General features: G+C 73.8%; 15 protein-coding genes. 5 read left to right on the top strand and 10 right to left on the bottom strand.

Translation table 11 applies throughout. The annotated features are described in order from the left end of the window. Positions 1-35 precede the first annotated feature (35 nt). On the bottom strand, positions 36-578 hold the full coding sequence (locus AC0VYN_RS00275) for a bacterial proteasome activator family protein (protein ID WP_385473037.1): 543 nt from the start codon (positions 576-578) through the stop codon (positions 36-38). A gap of 218 nt (positions 579-796) precedes the next feature. On the opposite strand from AC0VYN_RS00275, the gene AC0VYN_RS00270 reads away from it, so the two are divergent. Beyond that, positions 797-1,588: a hypothetical protein gene (locus AC0VYN_RS00270; protein WP_475534264.1), complete on the top strand. Its 792-nt coding sequence runs from the start codon at positions 797-799 to the stop codon at positions 1,586-1,588. Positions 1,589-1,602: 14 nt separating this feature from the next. Here the strand turns inward: AC0VYN_RS00270 and AC0VYN_RS00265 are convergent, their stop codons facing one another. Beyond that, positions 1,603-2,586 carry an NAD(P)H-quinone oxidoreductase gene (locus AC0VYN_RS00265; protein ID WP_475534263.1) on the bottom strand — a complete coding sequence of 328 codons (984 nt, stop codon included), beginning with the start codon at positions 2,584-2,586 and terminating at the stop codon, positions 1,603-1,605. Between the two features lie 173 nt (positions 2,587-2,759). On the opposite strand from AC0VYN_RS00265, the gene AC0VYN_RS00260 reads away from it, so the two are divergent. Continuing rightward, the gene (locus AC0VYN_RS00260) at positions 2,760-3,788 is read left to right on the top strand and encodes an ATP-binding cassette domain-containing protein (protein ID WP_475534262.1); all 1,029 of its coding nucleotides are present in this window, start codon (positions 2,760-2,762) and stop codon (positions 3,786-3,788) included. Continuing rightward, a complete protein-coding gene (locus tag AC0VYN_RS00255) occupies positions 3,785-4,633 on the top strand; it encodes an ABC transporter permease (protein ID WP_385473023.1) in 849 nt (282 codons plus the stop codon). The genes AC0VYN_RS00260 and AC0VYN_RS00255 overlap by 4 nt, the downstream gene beginning before the upstream one ends. A 4-nt stretch (positions 4,634-4,637) precedes the next feature. On the opposite strand, the gene AC0VYN_RS00250 is transcribed toward AC0VYN_RS00255, so the two are convergent. The 6 genes from AC0VYN_RS00250 to pdhA form a co-directional block, all read right to left on the bottom strand. Further along, positions 4,638-5,735: a potassium channel family protein gene (locus AC0VYN_RS00250; RefSeq protein WP_475534261.1), complete on the bottom strand. Its 1,098-nt coding sequence runs from the start codon at positions 5,733-5,735 to the stop codon at positions 4,638-4,640. Further along, positions 5,732-7,234 (bottom strand): molybdopterin molybdotransferase MoeA, encoded by a 1,503-nt coding sequence (locus AC0VYN_RS00245; protein ID WP_475534260.1) that lies wholly within the window; start codon positions 7,232-7,234, stop codon positions 5,732-5,734. The genes AC0VYN_RS00250 and AC0VYN_RS00245 overlap by 4 nt, the downstream gene beginning before the upstream one ends. Then, positions 7,234-8,181, bottom strand: a complete 948-nt coding sequence (locus AC0VYN_RS00240; protein ID WP_475534259.1) for an NTP transferase domain-containing protein — start codon at positions 8,179-8,181, stop codon at positions 7,234-7,236. Before AC0VYN_RS00240 ends, AC0VYN_RS00245 begins: the two co-directional genes overlap by 1 nt. An 80-nt stretch (positions 8,182-8,261) precedes the next feature. After that, the gene (locus tag AC0VYN_RS00235) at positions 8,262-9,677 is read right to left on the bottom strand and encodes a dihydrolipoamide acetyltransferase family protein (protein WP_475534258.1); all 1,416 of its coding nucleotides are present in this window, start codon (positions 9,675-9,677) and stop codon (positions 8,262-8,264) included. Next, positions 9,677-10,681 (bottom strand): alpha-ketoacid dehydrogenase subunit beta, encoded by a 1,005-nt coding sequence (locus AC0VYN_RS00230; RefSeq protein ID WP_385466832.1) that lies wholly within the window; start codon positions 10,679-10,681, stop codon positions 9,677-9,679. Before AC0VYN_RS00230 ends, AC0VYN_RS00235 begins: the two co-directional genes overlap by 1 nt. Then, entirely contained in the window at positions 10,678-11,832 is a 1,155-nt protein-coding gene (gene pdhA / locus AC0VYN_RS00225) for a pyruvate dehydrogenase (acetyl-transferring) E1 component subunit alpha (protein ID WP_385466835.1), read from the bottom strand. Before pdhA ends, AC0VYN_RS00230 begins: the two co-directional genes overlap by 4 nt. 189 nt (positions 11,833-12,021) lie before the next feature. Here pdhA and AC0VYN_RS00220 point away from each other — a divergent pair, with 189 nt between their 5' ends. Continuing rightward, the gene (locus AC0VYN_RS00220) at positions 12,022-12,525 is read left to right on the top strand and encodes an Lrp/AsnC family transcriptional regulator (protein WP_385466903.1); all 504 of its coding nucleotides are present in this window, start codon (positions 12,022-12,024) and stop codon (positions 12,523-12,525) included. A 33-nt stretch (positions 12,526-12,558) separates the two neighbouring features. Here the strand turns inward: AC0VYN_RS00220 and AC0VYN_RS00215 are convergent, their stop codons facing one another. Both AC0VYN_RS00215 and AC0VYN_RS00210 read right to left on the bottom strand, forming a co-directional pair. Then, positions 12,559-13,161 carry a TetR/AcrR family transcriptional regulator gene (locus tag AC0VYN_RS00215; RefSeq protein ID WP_451688440.1) on the bottom strand — a complete coding sequence of 201 codons (603 nt, stop codon included), beginning with the start codon at positions 13,159-13,161 and terminating at the stop codon, positions 12,559-12,561. Then, on the bottom strand, positions 13,158-14,675 hold the full coding sequence (locus AC0VYN_RS00210; RefSeq protein ID WP_475534257.1) for a 3-hydroxyacyl-CoA dehydrogenase: 1,518 nt from the start codon (positions 14,673-14,675) through the stop codon (positions 13,158-13,160). The genes AC0VYN_RS00215 and AC0VYN_RS00210 overlap by 4 nt, the downstream gene beginning before the upstream one ends. A 158-nt stretch (positions 14,676-14,833) precedes the next feature. On the opposite strand from AC0VYN_RS00210, the gene paaN reads away from it, so the two are divergent. Next, complete coding sequence (gene paaN / locus AC0VYN_RS00205; protein ID WP_475534256.1) at positions 14,834-16,525, top strand: phenylacetic acid degradation protein PaaN; 1,692 nt, start codon at positions 14,834-14,836, stop codon at positions 16,523-16,525. Positions 16,526-16,585: the final 60 nt, after the last annotated feature.

Raw genomic sequence — 16,585 nt, 5'->3', positions numbered from 1 at the left:
GCCGGGCCCTTCGCCGCTTCCGGCGGAGCGGCGGCCTACAGGTAGGGGCCGCCCGAGCGGCCGCCCGGGTGCGGCTCCTCGCCCTCGTGGCCCACGCCCGGCGGAAGGGCGCGGCGCATCTGCTCCAGCTGCGCCCGCGCGGCCATCTGCTGGGCGAACAGCGTGGTCTGGATCCCGTGGAACAGGCCCTCCAGCCAGCCGACCAGCTGGGCCTGGGCGATGCGCAGTTCCGCGTCGGTGGGCGTCGCGCCGTCCGTGAAGGGCAGGGAGAGGCGCTCCAGCTCCTCGACCAGCTCCGGAGCGAGGCCGTCCTCCAGTTCCTTCACCGAACTGGCGTGGATCTCCTTCAGCCGGGCCCGGCTCGCCTCGTCCAGCGGGGCGACGCGCACCTCCTCCAGCAGCTGCTTGATCATGCTGCCGATCCTCATGACCTTCGCAGGCTGCTCCACCTGCTCCGTCACCGGGATCTCACGGGGCTCCCCGTCCCCGTCACCGCCCCCGCTCAACGCCATTCCGTCCTGGCCGACGACCAGGATCTGGGGATTGTCCGGCGACCTGTCGTTCCTCGGCATCTCCATACCGCCATTCTCTCGCACCCCTGTGCCGCATCCGTGTGGTGCCCCCGGAGAGCGGTGATCCACCCCGTACGGCGGAGTCCGGAATGCCGGGACGGCCATCAGGTGTGAGGCTTGTTCCGTCGATCTTCGGCGCCTCGGTCCCGGTTCCCCCGGCGCCGGCGGGGTCGGAGTCGGCGGCCGTTGGTTCTGCGACTGCTCATCGGGAGGGGGTCACCGACGTGACTCCATGGCTGCGCGCCGCGCGCGCGACGGGGCTGGCGGGGCTTGTGGGGGCGGGCGTCCTGCTGTCGCCGTGCGCGGCGGGGGCGGCACAGGGCGCCGCTCTCGCGGCTCCGGGGGCGTTGAGGGGCCCGTCCTCCCCGGTGGCGGCGCCCGCCCCGGCACACGGGTCCGGGGCCGGTCCGGACGCCCCCTCCGACCCCGGCCGCCCCGGTCGTCCCGAGCACCTCGAGCGTCCGGCCGGGTCCGGCCGCTCCGACGTCCCGCACCGCCCGGACGACCGCCCCGGCACGCGTCCCTCGTCCGCGCACTCGCCCACCGCGCCCGCCCACACGTCCCGCGCCGAGGAGGGGCGCCCGACGTCCCGCCCACCGTCCGGCGCCGGCCGTGGGTCCGCGACGCCCTCCCGCTCCCCCTCGAAGCCGTCGCCGTCCGCCTCCGTGCCGGGCGGCGAGCCCTCCCGGGCGGGGAGCGGGGCGGGCGAGGGCCGGCAGCGGCCGGGACGGCCGGAGACGCGGGACGACGGCGTCAGGGGCGAGGCCGTTCAGGACGGTGTCGGCAGCAGGGTCGCCGACCTCCCCGACGCTCCGGCCGCCGCCGTCCCGCCCGGGCGGGACGCCCTGACGCCCACGGCGACCCCGCCGCGCTCCGAACCGACGTCCGGCACGCGGACCGAGGGCGCCGCCGGTCCCGTCCTGAAGGTCCTGCCCCTGGGCACCGGGCTGGTCCTCGTCGGCCTCGGGCTGGCCCTGGCCTTCCTCGGCCTCCGGGTGCGGCGGGACGGGGTGTAGAGCGGCCCGTACGGCTACGGCCCGGCGACCAGCAGCACCTTGCCGACGTGACCGCTCTCCTCCACGACCCGGTGCGCGGTGGCCGCGTCGCTCATCGGCAGTTCGCGGTCGATGATGGGCCGGACGTGGCCCCCGGCGAACAGCGGCCAGACGTGCTCGCGCACGGCCGCCACGATGGCCGCCTTCTCGGCCGGCGGACGGGCCCGCAACGAGGTCGCGCTCACGGCACCTCGCTTGGCGAGGAGCGTGCCGATGTTCAGCTCGCCCTTCCGGCCGCCCTGCATGCCGATGATCGCGAGCCGCCCGTTGACGGCCAGGGCCTGCACGTTGCGGTCCAGGTACTTGGCGCCCATGTTGTCCAGGATGACGTCCGCGCCCGACCCGCCGGTGGCCGCGTCCACCTCGGCGACGAAGTCCTGCTCCCGGTAGTTGATCAGGATGTCGGCGCCCAGCTCGGCGCAGCGCTCCAGCTTCTCCTTGGTGCCCGCCGTCACGGCGACCCGCGCACCGACGGCCTTGCCGAGCTGGATCGCCATGGTGCCGATGCCACTGGAGCCGCCGTGCACGAGCAGCGTCTCGCCGGGACGCAGATGGGCGACCATGAAGACGTTCGACCAGACCGTGCAGACCACCTCGGGCAGGGCCGCCGCCTGCTTGAGGCCGATGCCCTCGGGGACCGGCAGCAGCTGTCCGGCCGGGACGACCACCTTCTCGGCGTAACCGCCGCCCGCGAGCAGCGCGCACACCTCGTCGCCGACGGACCAGCCCGACACCCCCGGGCCGAGCTCGGCGATGCGCCCGGAGCACTCCAGGCCGGGGTAGGGGGAGGCACCGGGCGGCGGGTCGTAGAAGCCCTGGCGCTGCATGATGTCGGCCCGGTTGACGGCGCCGGCCGTCACCTCGACCAGGACCTCGCCCTCGCCGGGCACCGGGTCGGGGACCTCGGCCCAGACCAGCGCCTCGGGGCCTCCGGGTTCGGGAATCGTGATCGCATGCATGAGGGCGACGCTACTCCCCGGGCCCCGGCGGAGCCCCGGTGCCCGCGTCCGCGGACGGACCCGCGTCCGCCTTTGGGCCCAACCTCCGGAAGAACCCGGTGCGGAACCGATGAATTCGCGCGACGGTAAAGGTCTTCCCATGCGTAGCCCAAAGCGCGGAAGGACCACCACGTATGAGCACGCACACGTCGGGCCTGGCGATCGAGACCGCGGGCCTGGTGAAGACGTTCGGCGAGACCCGGGCCGTGGACGGGGTGGACCTCGCGGTGCCCGCCGGCACGGTGTACGGCGTCCTCGGGCCCAACGGAGCCGGCAAGACCACCACGGTGAAGATGCTCGCCACCCTGTTGCGGCCCGACGGCGGCCAGGCCCACGTCTTCGGTCACGACGTGGTGCGCGAGGCCGACGAGGTGCGCGGCCGGGTGAGCCTCACCGGTCAGTACGCGTCGGTCGACGAGGACCTCACCGGCACCGAGAACCTGGTCCTGCTGGGCCGGCTCCTCGGGCACGGAAAGAAGGCCGCGCGGGAGCGGGGCGGGCAGCTGCTGGAGGCCTTCGGGCTGACGGACGCCGCCGGGAAGCAGGTCAAGCACTACTCCGGTGGCATGCGGCGCCGCATCGACATCGCCGCTTCCATCCTGAACACCCCCGACCTGCTCTTCCTCGACGAGCCCACGACCGGGCTCGACCCGCGCAGCCGCAACCAGGTGTGGGACATCGTCCGCGCGGTCGTCGCCCAGGGCACCACCGTGCTGCTGACCACGCAGTACCTGGACGAGGCCGACCAGCTGGCGTCGCGGATCGCCGTCATCGACCGGGGCCGGGTGATCGCCGAGGGCACCAAGGGCGACCTGAAGGCGTCCGTCGGCGCCGGATCCGTCCACGTGCGGCTGCGGGACGCCGGCCGGCGACCGGAGGCCGAGCGGGTGCTGCGGGACCTGCTGGCCGCCGAGGTCCAGCTGGAACCCGATCCGGTGGCGCTGACCGCCCGCCTCGGCGCGGCGACCGGCGACACGGCGGCCGGCCGGGCCGCCCGGGCCCTGGGCGAACTGGCCCGGGCGGGCATCACGGTGGACAACTTCTCCCTGGGGCAGCCCAGCCTCGACGAGGTCTTCCTGGCACTGACCGGCCACGACACCGGACACGGCACCGGCACCGGTGCCGGCACCGGCGACGACACGAAGGACGAGGTGGCGGCATGAGCACGGCCACGAGCACCGAGAGCAAGGACCTCGCGCCCGTCAGCACCGAGTCGCTGGCGGCCCTGCTGGTCACCAGGGAGCGCCCGCCGCGGCCCAGTTCCCTGTCGACGTCCCTGACCTTCGGCTGGCGCGCGATCCTCAAGATCAAGCACGTGCCGGAGCAGCTCTTCGACGTCACGGCCTTCCCGATCATGAACCTGCTGATGTTCACGTACCTCTTCGGCGGCGCGCTGGCGGGGTCGCCGCGTGACTACATCCAGTTCGTGCTGCCGGGCATCCTGGTGATGTCGGTCGTGATGATCACGATGTACACCGGGGTCTCGGTGAACATCGACATCGAGAAGGGCGTCTTCGACCGCTTCCGCTCGCTGCCGATCTGGCGGCCGTCGGCGATGGTCGGCTACCTGCTCGGCGACGCACTGCGCTACACGATCGCCTCGGTCGTCATGCTCGCCGTCGGGCTGCTCCTCGGCTACCGGCCGGACGGCGGTTTCGCCGGCGTGGTCGCCGGAATCGCGCTGCTGCTGGTCTTCTCGTTCGCCTTCTCGTGGATCTGGACGATGTTCGGGCTGATGCTGCGGACCGAGAAGTCGGTGATGAGCGTCAGCATGATGGTGATCTTCCCGCTCACCTTCCTGTCCAACGTGTTCGTCGACCCGAAGACCATGCCGGGCTGGCTTCAGGCCTTCGTCAACAACAGCCCCATCACACATCTCGCGTCCGCCGTGCGGGAGCTGATGGCGGGTGACTGGCCGGGCGGCGAGATCGCCTGGACGCTGGGCTGGGCGGCCGCGCTGCTGCTCGTGTTCGGGCCGGTCACCATGCGGCTCTACAACCGCAAGTAGGCGCTCAGTCGCGTGGCAGCGGGCGGGTGTCGGGCGCCACCTGGGTGCCCGGCGTCGCCCGGACGATGGTGATCAGGCGGTCCGTCAACTCCAGTCTGCCGACGGCCGGGTCGTCGTACCCGAGCACCCGGTGCCCGCGCAGGACGCTCACGACCAGGTCCTCCGTCTCGCGCGGGCCCTTGCCCACCTCCGCCTTTATGACGGGGCGTTCGACGAGGTCGAGCCCGCTGCCCTGGCTGATCAGGTCCTCCATCACCATGCCGGCAGCGGGGCTGAGCACCGAGAGCCCGAGCAGGCGGCCCGCCGCACTGGCACTGGTGATCACGGCGTCCGCGCCGGACTGCTTCAGCAGCGGGGCGTTCTCCTCCTCCCGCACCGCGACCACGATCTTCGCGGCGCGGTTGAGCTGCCGTGCCGTCAGCGTCACCAGGACCGCCGTGTCGTCGCGCTGGGTGGCGATGATGATCTGCTTCGCCCGGTAGACCTCGGCCCTGTTCAGGACGTCGCTGCGCGTCGCGTCGCCTATCACCCCCGCGAAGCCGTGGGCCGTCGCGGCGTCGATCGCCTTTCCGCTGGGGTCGACCACCACGACCTGCTCCTTCCGCAGGCCCGTCGCACACACGGTCTGGATCGCCGACCGTCCCTTCGTACCGAAGCCGACGACGACGGTGTGATCGCGCAAGGTGGACCTCCAGCGGTTCAGGCGCCACTCCTCCCGAGTGCGCTCGGTGAGGGCTTCCAGCGTGGTGCCGACCAGGATGATCAGGAACAGCACGCGCAGGGGCGTGATGACGAAGATGTTGGTCAGCCGTGCGGCGTCACTGACCGGGGTGATGTCGCCGTACCCGGTGGTGGAGAGGGTGACGGTGGCGTAGTAGAAGGCGTCGAGGAGGTCGACGGAACCGTCCGAGTTGTCGGTGTACCCGTCGTGGTCCGCGTAGACGATCAACGCGGTCGCCAGGAGCACCACCAGCGCCAGGGACAGCCGTTTGCCGACCTGCCGGATCGGGTGCTCCACCAGCTTTCTCGGGAGTTTCACCCGATGGGTCACGAGGTGCTCGTCCGCCTGGCGGGCGATCGCGTCCTGGCCCGGAAGTTTCACGTGAAACACACTCCGATTCCGCCGGTGGCCCAGGGCAGGTCGAGCAACTCGGTCTCCTCTCGCGGCCGCACACCGCCGGGGGGTACGACGGCCAGCGCGTCGGCCGCCGCGATGCCGCGCAGCATGGCCGGGCCGTTGTAGCGCAGCGGCACGGCACTCTCGCCCCGCAGCACGACGGGGACCAGCCGAGTGTCGTGAGGGTGCCCGTGCACCGCGTCCCGCAGCGGCAGGGTGTACGGCTCCGGTGCCGGGCGGGCCGCGAGGGTGCGCAGCAGCGGCTCGGCGAGCGTGATCAGCCCCGAGACGGCGGCGAGGGGGTTGCCGGGCAGGCCGACGAGGTGCCGGTCCTCCGCGACGCGGGCCAGCAGCATCGGGTGGCCGGGGCGCACCTTCACACCGTCCACGAGCAGCTCGGCGCCGATGCGGCGCAGGACCGGGTGGACGTGGTCGACGGGGCCCGAGGCGGTGCCGCCGGTCGTCACGATCAGGTCGGCCCGGGACGTCGTGACGGCCCGGTGCAGGGCGTCGGCGTCGTCGCCGATCCGCCGGACGGTGCCGGGCTCGGCGCCCAGGGCCCGCAGCCAGGGCGGCAGCATGGGGCCGAGCGCGTCCCGGATGAGGCCGTCGTGCGGCAGGCCCTCGGTGAGCAGCTCGTCGCCGAGCACCAGGACGTCGACGCGGGGACGGCGAACGGCGGTCAGCGTGTCGTACCCGGCGGCCGCCGCGAGGCCCAGGACGGCCGGGGTCACGGAGGTGCCGACGGCCAGCAGCTGGTCGCCGCCGCGGCACTCCTGACCGCGGGGCCGGATGTCCTGGCCGTGGACCATCTCACGGGTGGGGTGCAGGCGGCCCCGCTCGTCGGTGCGGCCGTGCTCGGTACGCAGGACCGCGGTGGAGTCCAGGGGGACGCGGGCGCCGGTGGCGATGCGGACGGCCTCGCCGTCGGTGAGGGGGGCGGGCTCGGCGTGCCCGGCCAGGACGCCCTCGTCGCGCACGGTCCAGGGGCCCGGACCGGCGACCGCCCAGCCGTCCATCGCGGAGGTGTCGAAGGAGGGCAGGTCGGTGAGGGCGGTGAGGGGTGCGGCCAGGGTGAGGCCGAGCGCGGCGTCGAGCGGCACGGAGACCGCGCCGCGGCGGCCCGCGCGGGCGCCGGACCGGCCGGCGCGCTCGGCGGCCGACCGGGCCTCTGGCCAGGTACTCGCCCGGTGCGCCGTGGCCCGGTGCCCGGGGCGTGCGTCGCCGCCGCGGTGGCCTCGGTGCTCCGGGTGCTGTTCGTGGCCGGGGTGGGGCTCGCGGCCGGGGTGCGCGTCGTCGCCCTTGCGCGTGCCGCGGCCGGGGTGCGCGTCGTCGTCTCGGTACCCGCCGTGGCCGGAGTGCGTGCCGGTCGCGGGGTTCCGGTCGCCGGGCGGGGGGCCGGGTTTCTCCCGCACGAGGGCGAGCGCCTCCTCGACGTGGAGGTCCTCCGCCTCCCCGTCGGCCCGTGTGCCGGGGGAGGTCATCAGGCGTCCGGGCGAGTGTCGGAAGCGGCCCCGGGGGCCCCGTCCGGCCCGGCGGCCGCGGTCTCCTCCGCCCAGCGCTGGGCGAGGGCGGCGGCCTTGCGCGCGGCGTCCGCGACGGCGTCGGCGCCTCCCCCGGCCCGTGCGGCGGCGTAGCCGACGAGGAAGGTGGTCAGCGGTGCCGCGGGCCGGGCCACACCGTGGGCGGCGTCCCGGGCGAGGTCCAGCAGGACGCGGATGTCGACGTCCAGGTCGATGCCCAGTTCGTCCTTGGCTGCGGAGATCCATTCATCCAACACGTGCCCATGCTCCCTGATCCGTGCCCTGGCGGTGGCGATGTCGTCCCAGGTGTCGCAGTCGAACGAGGCGACGGCGTCGGGGACGCGGGTGAGACGCAGACCGTCGGTCAGCCGGCGCAGCGGCAGCCCGGTGGGGTCCTGCCGGTCGCCGGTGGCCGCGGCGATGCCACGGCGCAGCGCCGAGGCGCGGTACGCGGCGACGAGGGGCTGGTCGCGGCCGTCGGCGTCGGTGAGCAGGACGCCGTCGGCATCGCTCGCGGCGAGGGCCGCCGACAGTCTCCCGACGGTCGGTCCGGCGAGGAACGGCAGGTCGGCCGAGACCACCACGACGTGCTCCGCGGTGGTGTGCCGCAGCCCGGCGGCGAGCGCGGCGAGCGGGCCGCCACCGGGCGGTTCCTCGCGGGCCCAGGTCACCGGCCGCGCGGTGGGCCGGGGATCGGCGACGACGACGGTGACGCGAGCCCCGGCGCAGGCGGCGAGCACCCGGTCGAGCAGGGCGCGCCCGCCCACGCGCAGGCCGGGCTTGTCCGCGCCGCCGAGCCTGCGGGCGGCCCCGCCGGCGAGCACGACGGCGTCGTACACGGCAGGGGCCGTCCCCGGCGCGGGGCCGGTGCCTGCGCCGGATTCGCCCGGGGGTTCGTACGCGGTCACCCCCCGAGTATGCGTGTCCGCGCGATCACAGGGAACGCGGGGGAGCCCGCGCGGCCGGAGTGTGCGCGCGGGCACTCCCGTCACAGGCTGCGCAGCAGCACCGCCGGTTGTTCCACGCAGTCCGCGACGTACCGCAGGAAACCGCCCGCCGTTCCGCCGTCGCACACCCGGTGGTCGAAGGTGAGCGACAGCTGGACGACCTGACGGACCGCCAGCTCCCCCTGGTGCACCCAGGGCTTGGGCACGATGCGGCCGACGCCGAGCATGGCCGCCTCGGGGTGGTTGATGATCGGCGTGGAGCCGTCGACGCCGAACACGCCGTAGTTGTTCAGCGTGAAGGTGCCGCCGGTCAGCTCGCCCGGGGTCAGCCGGCCGTCCCGGGCCGCCTCGGTCAGCCGGGCGAACTCCCCGGTGAGGCTCTCGGCGTCGCGCGCGTGCGCGTCCCGGACGACCGGTACGACCAGGCCACGGTCCGTCTGGGCGGCGAAGCCCAGGTGGACGTGGCCGAACCGGACGATCTCCCGGGCCTCCGTGTCGACCGTGGAGTTCAGCTCGGGGAAGCGGGCGAGCGCCGCGGTGCAGATCCGGGCCAGCAGGGCGACCAGGGAGATCTTCGGACCGCCCGCCGCGTTCATCGCCGTGCGGGCCCGCATCAGCTCCGTCGCGTCCGCGTCCACCCAGCAGGTCGCGTCCGGTATCTCGCGCCGGCTGCGGGAGAGCTTGTCGGCGACGGCTCCCCGGACTCCCTTGAGGGGAGTGCGGACCTCGGCGGGCGCCCCTCCCACGAGGGCGGGGGCCGGCGCCTGGGGCGGTGCGGCCACGTGCGCGGCCGCCTCGGTGCCCGGGGCTTCCGCACGGCCGCCCCGCGCCGCGGCGGCACGCAGCGCGTACTCCACGTCCGCCCGCAGGATCAGCCCCTCGGGGCCGGAGCCGGTCAGCTCGCGCAGATCCAGATCGTTCTGCCGGGCCAGCCTGCGCACCAGCGGGGAGATGACGGGAACGGGGCCGTCCGCCGGCTCGGCGGTGCGCGCCCGGCCGTTGACCCGCACGGGCTCCGCCGGAGCGGCGGGCGCCGTCCGCTGCGGCCGCACCCGGCGCCGCCGCGCGGGCGCCTCGGACGTGCCGTAACCCACCAGGACGTTGCCCGAGCCCTTCGCCTCACCGGCGCCCTCGGCACCGGTGCCCGCGTCCCGCGCCGGCCGCCCCCCGGCGGGCGCGGCGGAAGCGGCGGGGTCGGCGGCCTCGGCGGGTTCGCCCACCGCCACCGTCAGCAGCGGCGCCCCGACGGGCAGCTCCGCACCCTCCTCGCCGAAGCGGGCGGTGACCACACCGCCGTACGGGCAGGGCACCTCGACCATCGCCTTGGCCGTCTCGACCTCGACGACCGGCTGGTCGACGGCGACCACGTCACCGACCTCGACCATCCAGCGCACGATCTCCGCCTCGGTGAGCCCCTCACCGAGATCGGGGAGCTTGAACTCCAGCACCTGTGCCATCAGCTTTCGGCCTCCCACTGCAGGCGCCCCACGGCGTCCAGGATCCGGTCCACACCGGGCAGGTGGTGACGCTCCAGCATCGGCGGCGGATACGGGACGTCGAACCCGGCCACCCGCAGCACCGGTGCCTCCAGGTGGTGGAAGCAGCGCTCCGTGACCCGGGCAGCGATCTCCCCGCCCGGCCCCCCGAAGGAGCCCGACTCGTGGACGACGACCGCGCGTCCCGTCCGCCGCACCGAGGCGCACACCGTCTCGTCGTCGAACGGCACCAGGGAGCGCAGATCGACGACCTCGAGGTCCCAGCCCTCGGCCCGGGCCGCCTCGGCCGCCTCCATGCAGACCACCAGCGACGGCCCGTACGTGATGAGCGTGGCGCTCCGGCCCGGGCGCCGCACCACCGCGCGGCCTATGGGTTCGACGGGCGTCGGCTCCTCCGGGTTCCAGGAGTCCTTCGACCAGTACAGCCGCTTGGGCTCGAGGAAGACCACCGGGTCGTCGGAGGCGATGGCCTCCCGCAGCAGTCCGTAGGCGTCGGCGACGGTCGCGGGCGTGACGACATGGAGCCCCGGAGTCGCCATGTAGTACGCCTCGGACGAGTCGCTGTGGTGCTCGACGCCGCCGATACCGCCGCCGTAGGGGACGCGGATGGTCAGCGGCAGGGGCATCTTGCCGCGCGTGCGGTTGCGCATCTTGGCGACGTGGCTGACGACCTGCTCGAACGCCGGGTAGGCGAAGGCGTCGAACTGCATCTCCACGACCGGGCGCAGCCCGTACATCGCCATGCCGACCGCGGTGCCGAGGATGCCGGCCTCGGCGAGCGGGGTGTCCGTGCAGCGGTCCTCGCCGAACTCCTCGGCCAGTCCGTCGGTGACCCGGAAGACACCGCCGAGGGTGCCCACGTCCTCACCCAGGACGTGCACGCCCGGGTCGGCGGCCATGGCGTCGCGCAGCGCCCGCGTGAGCGCCTGCGCCATGGTGGCCGGCTTGACGGCGACGGTGGTCATCGGTGTGTCCCTTCCGGTCCTGGTCCGGCCTCGGCCTCCGCCGCGAGCTCCGCCCGCAGCAGGTCCCGCTGCTCGCGCAGCTGCGGGGTGGGCTCGGCGTACACGTGCGCGAAGAGGTCCATCGGGTCGAGCTCCGCGTCCTGGTTCATGCGCGCGCGCAGATCGGCGGCCATGGTCTCGGCGTCCTCACGGACGGCGCGTATCCCGTCCTCGTCGAGCAGGCCGCTCGAGGTCAGCTCGCGCTCCAGCAGCTCGACCGGATCGTGCCGGCGCCAGGTCTCGACCTCGTCGTCGCCCCGGTAGCGCGTCGCGTCGTCTGCGTTGGTGTGCGCGTCCACGCGGTACGTCACCGCCTCCACCAGCGTCGGGCCGCCGCCTTCGCGCGCGCGGCGCACGGCGTCGGACAGGACCTCGTGGACGGCGGCCGCGTCGTTGCCGTCGACCAGGCGGCCCGGCATCCCGTAGCCGACGGCCTTGTGGGCCAGCGACGGGGCGGCGGTCTGCTTGGCGAGCGGGACGGAGATCGCGAAGCCGTTGTTCTGCACGAAGAAGACGACCGGTGCCTGCCAGACGGCGGCGAAGTTGAGCGCCTCGTGGAAGTCGCCCTCGCTGGTGCCGCCGTCGCCGACCATGGCCAGCGCGACCACGTCGTCGCCCTTGAGGCGGGCGGCGTGCGCGAGGCCGACGGCGTGCGGCAGCTGGGTGGCGAGCGGGGTGGACAGCGGGGCGACCCGGTGCTCGTAGGGGTCGTAGCCGGTGTGCCAGTCACCGCGCAGCAGGGTGAGGGCCTCGACGGGGTCGACTCCGCGGGCGACGACGGCGAGTGTGTCGCGGTAGCTGGGGAAGAGCCAGTCGCGCTCCTCGAGCACCAGCGCGGCGGCCACCTCGCACGCCTCCTGACCGGTGCTGGACGGGTAGACCGCGAGCCTGCCCTGTTTGGTCAGGGCCGTGGCCTGCACGTTGTACCGCCGGCCGCTCACCAGGCGGGCGTACAGCGTGCGCAGCAGCTCGGGGTCCAGCTGCTCGGCGGCCTTCGTGCCGAGGACGCGGTACGGCTCCGCGTCGGGCAGCAGCGGCGCGGGGTCGGTACGGGGCTGCCAGGCGGGCGGCGGTGTGGGCCGGTACGCGCCCCGCTGCTCCATGACCGTCATGACGGCACCTCCTCGTGGGAGCGGCTTCGGGCTCGCCACGGGTGTGACGGGCCTCACCTACCGATTGTTCGGTCGTTGGCACATTTTGGCTACAGGCACCCCCAGGCTGTGGACAAACGGTTCTCCACAGCCTGAGATGGACGCAGTACGTCCATGGTAGGAAGGCGGGGGCGCATGGCATCTGAACAAATGGCCGAACGCCCGGGGGAGGCCGGCGGCCCGGACGACGCCGGCGCCCCGCCGCCCCCGCGTCCGCTGGACGCGATCGACCAGGACATCCTGCGCATGCTCCAGGCGGACGGCCGCGCCTCGATCCGGTCGGTCGCCGAGCGGGTGCACGTCTCGCGGGCGAACGCCTACGCGCGCATCAACCGGCTCGTCGAGGACGGCGTCATACGCGGCTTCGGTGCCCGCGTCGACCACGAACGCGCGGGGCACGGCACCTCGGCGTACATCACGCTGAAGATCGTCCAGAACTCCTGGCGCACGGTCCGCGCCCAGCTCAGACAGCTCCCCGGGGCCTCCCACATCGCCCTGCTCGGCGGCGACTTCGACGTCCTGCTCCTGGTGCACACGCCCGACAACCGGGCGCTGCGGGAGCTGGTCCTCACCCGCCTCCAGGCCATCCCGGAGGTGCTCAGCACCCGCACGCTGCTGGTGTTCGAGACGGAGGACCTGGAGCCGCACGGCTGATCCCCGGCGGCACGGAGCCCGCGCCGGGCCGGCTCAGGAGGTCCCGCGCAGCCCCGCGAACACCAACCGCGCCACCGCGTCCACCACTTCGCGCTCGCCCGAGCCGCCACGGCCGTCGGGACCCTCCGGGCGGTACCACTCGACGATCGAGTTGATCATGCCGAAGACCAGCCGCGTCGCGAGCCGCACCTCCACGTCCGCGCGCACCTCGCCCTCGGCCGCCGCCGCCCTGAGCAGCTCGGCGACCCGGTGGTCGAACTCACGCCGCCGCTCCAGCGCCCAGCGCTCGGTGCCGGTGTTGCCACGCACCCTCAGCAGCAGCGTCACGTACGGCAGTTCGGCCATGAGCACCTCGACCATGCGCCGCACGACGTACTCCAGCCGTCCCGCGGCGGTCCCCTCGCGCGCGTGCTCCTCGTCGAGGATGCCGAACAGCTCGTCCAGGGCCCGGCTCACGGCCCGGCGCAGGAGTTCCTCCTTGCCCGTGACGTGGTGGTAGATCGAGGACTTGGAGATGCCCGCCGCCTTGGAGAGGTGCTCCATGGAGGTGCCGTCGTAGCCGCGCTCGATGAAGACCTGCACGGCGACGGACAGCAGCGTCTCGGGCGTGTACGTGTCGCGCCTGGCGGTGGTCATGAGGAACTGCCCTCCTGCTTGCCGGCGGCGTACGCGTGGCGGTAGAGCGCCAGGGAGGGAGCGTAGCGGCCCGTGGGCGCGCACTCGTGCAGATTGTCGAGGACCGCGCAGGCCCAGTCGCCGCCCAGACGGCGGCTCCATTCCAGCGGACCCAGCGGGTAGTTGACGCCGAGCCGCATCGCGGTGTCGATGTCCTCCTCGGTGGCCACCCCCTTGGCGACCGCCTCGATCGCCAGGTCGACGATCCGCGCCACCGTGCGGGCGACGATCATGCCGGGGACGTCGCCGATGACGCTGACCTTCTTGCCGAGCGCCTGGAACAGGCCGGTGGCCTGGGCGAGGGTGCGCGGGGAGGTGCTCTGCGCGGCGGACAGGGCGATGCGGGAGGCCCTGCGGTAGTCCAGGGCGAGGTCGAAGTAGACGACGTCCCGGAACTCCACCGACGTCTGGCCGTCGGCGAGCACGAGCTGGCCGCCGCTGGGCAGGACGAGCCGCGTGCCGTTGTCCTCGTCCTCCCGGCGGACCTCGATGCCCGCTTCGCCGATCATCGCGACCAGCTCGGCCGCCGGCGCCAGGTCGCCCTCGACCACGACGTACGCGGGCGGCTCGGCCGGCTCGGCGGTGTGCGGCTCGGGCCGCTGCGCCCCGTCCCGGTAGTCGTACCAGCCCTGTCCGCTCTTGCGGCCGAGGCGGCCGGACTCGACCAGGCGGCGCTGGGCGAGCGACGGCGTGAAACGCACGTCCTGGAAGAACGCCTGCCACACGGAGTGCGTGACGGACTCGTTGACGTCCTGCCCGATGAGGTCGGTCAGCTCGAAGGCGCCCATCCGGAAACCGCCCGACTCGCGCAGCACGGCGTCGATGGTGGCCGGGTCGGCGCCCTGGTCCTCGTGGACCGCGAAGGCCTCGGCGTAGAAGGGCCGGGCGATGCGGTTGACGATGAAGCCGGGGGTGTCCGCGCAGGCCACCGGGGTCTTGCCCCAGGCGCGCGCCGTCTCGTACGCGCGCGTGGCCGACGTGACGTCGGTGGCGGACCCGGAGACGACCTCCACCAGCGGCAGGAGCGGCGCCGGGTTGAAGAAGTGCAGTCCCACGAGGCGGCCGGGGACGCGCAGCGCGCCGCCGATGGCGGTGACGGAGAGGGAGGAGGTGTTGGTGGCGAGCATACAGTCGTCGGCGACGACGTCCTCCAGCGCGCGGAAAAGCTCCTGCTTGACGTCCAGCCGCTCCAGGACCGCCTCGGCGACCAGGGCGCAGTCGGCGAGCTCGCCGAGGGTCCCGGCGGGCGTGAGCCGGGCGCGGGCCGCGTCGCGGTCGGCTGCGGTGAGGCGACCCTTCTCGACGAGCCGGTCGAGCCGGGCGACGATCGCGTCGGCCGCCTCGCGGGCCCGCCCGGGAGCCGCGTCGTACAGCCGTACGGGGTGGCCCGCGACCAGCGCCACCTGGGCGATGCCCTGGCCCATGGTGCCGGTGCCGACGACGGCCACGGGGCTGCTGAGGTCGAGTGCTGTCATGTGCGCGATCCTCCCGCACCGGGTTTTCCACAGATGCGCCGGTCCCCCTTGTCCCGACCGATCGTTCGGTTACTCTAGCCGTGTCCGCCTGTTTCTGCCCAGGTTCCCCCCAGGTCACGACTCGACGGAGAGCTCGTGAGACGAGGAGTTGGTCCCGCATGGCCGCCGAACTCACCGCGCACCAGCTGATCGACCGGCACCGGCCGACACTGGACCAGGCGCTGGAGACGATCCGCACCCGCGCGTACTGGTCCCCGCACCCCGAGCACCCCAAGGCCTACGGGGAGAACGGCAGCCTGGACATGGCCGCGGGCAAGGCCGCCTTCGACGCCCTGCTCGGCACCCGCCTCGACCTCGGCCAGCCCGGCACCGACGACTGGGTCGGCGGCGAGGTCTCCCCGTACGGCATCGAGCTCGGCGTGGAGTACCCGCACGCGGACCTCGACGTGCTGCTGCCCGCCATGAAGGCCGGCCAGAAGGCGTGGCGGGAGGCGGGCGCGGAGCTGCGCGCGACGGTCTGCCTGGAGATCCTCGGGCGCATCGCCGACCGGACGATGGAGTTCGCCCAGGCGGTCATGCACACCTCGGGACAGGCCTTCATGATGGCCTTCCAGGCGGGCGGCCCGCACGCACAGGACCGCGGCCTGGAGGCGGTGGCCTACGCGTACGTGGAGCAGGTCCGCACCCCCGACACGGCGGAGTGGACCAAGCCGCAGGGCAAGCGCGACCCGCTGGCGCTGACCAAGCAGTTCACGCCGGTCCCGCGTGGCATCGGCCTGGTCATCGGCTGCAACACCTTCCCGACCTGGAACGGCTACCCGGGCCTGTTCGCCTCCCTCGCCACCGGCAACGCGGTCCTGGTCAAGCCCCACCCGCGCGCGGTGCTGCCGCTCGCCCTCACCGTCCAGGCCGCCCGCGACGTCCTCACCGAGGCCGGCTTCGACCCCAACCTGGTCGCGCTGGCCGCCGAGCGCCCCGGCGAGGGCATCGCCAAGACGCTGGCGACCCGCCCCGAGATCCGGATCATCGACTACACCGGCTCGACCTCCTTCGGCGACTGGCTGGAGGCCAACGCCCGCCAGGCCCAGGTCTTCACCGAGAAGGCCGGCGTCAACACGGTGATCGTCGAGTCGACCGACGACTACCGGGGGATGCTCTCCAACCTGGCCTTCTCGCTGTCCCTCTACAGCGGCCAGATGTGCACCACCCCGCAGAACCTGCTGATCCCCCGCGACGGCATCCGCACCGACCAGGGCGACAAGTCCTACGACGAGGTCACCGCCGACCTGGCGCGCGCCGTCGACGGCCTCCTCGGCGACGACGCCCGGGCGAACGCCCTGCTCGGCGCGATCGTCAACCCGGACGTCAAGGCCCGCCTGGAGGCCGCCGCCGGTCTCGGCGAGGTCGCCCTCGCCTCCCGCGAGGTGACCAACCCGGACTTCCCGGACGCGGTCGTGCGCACCCCGGTGATCGTCAAGCTGGACGGCGCCAAGCCCGACGACGAGGCCGCCTACACCAGCGAGTGCTTCGGCCCCGTCTCCTTCGCCGTCGCCGTCGACTCCGCCACGCACGCCGTGGACCTGCTGCGGCACAGCGTCCGGGAGAAGGGCGCGATGACCGTCGGCGCCTACACGACCGACCCGGAGGTCGAGCAGGCCGTGCAGGAGGTCTGCCTGGAGGAGGCGGCCCAGCTGTCCCTCAACCTCACCGGCGGGGTCTACGTCAACCAGACGGCCGCCTTCTCCGACTTCCACGGCTCCGGCGGCAACCCGGCGGCCAACGCGGCTCTGTGCGACGGCGCGTTCGTCGCCAACCGCTTCCGGGTGGTGGAGGTCCGGCGCCCGGCCTAGGGTCTGTCGTTCGGACCGGGCCGGCTGGGACGGACGGTGCGTCCCGGCATGATCCAGACG

It is taken from the genome of Streptomyces sp. 63XJN7_1_ISO-PGPR-S23-121 (genome assembly GCF_056173025.1).
This window is presented reverse-complemented; position numbering and strand designations above follow the sequence as displayed.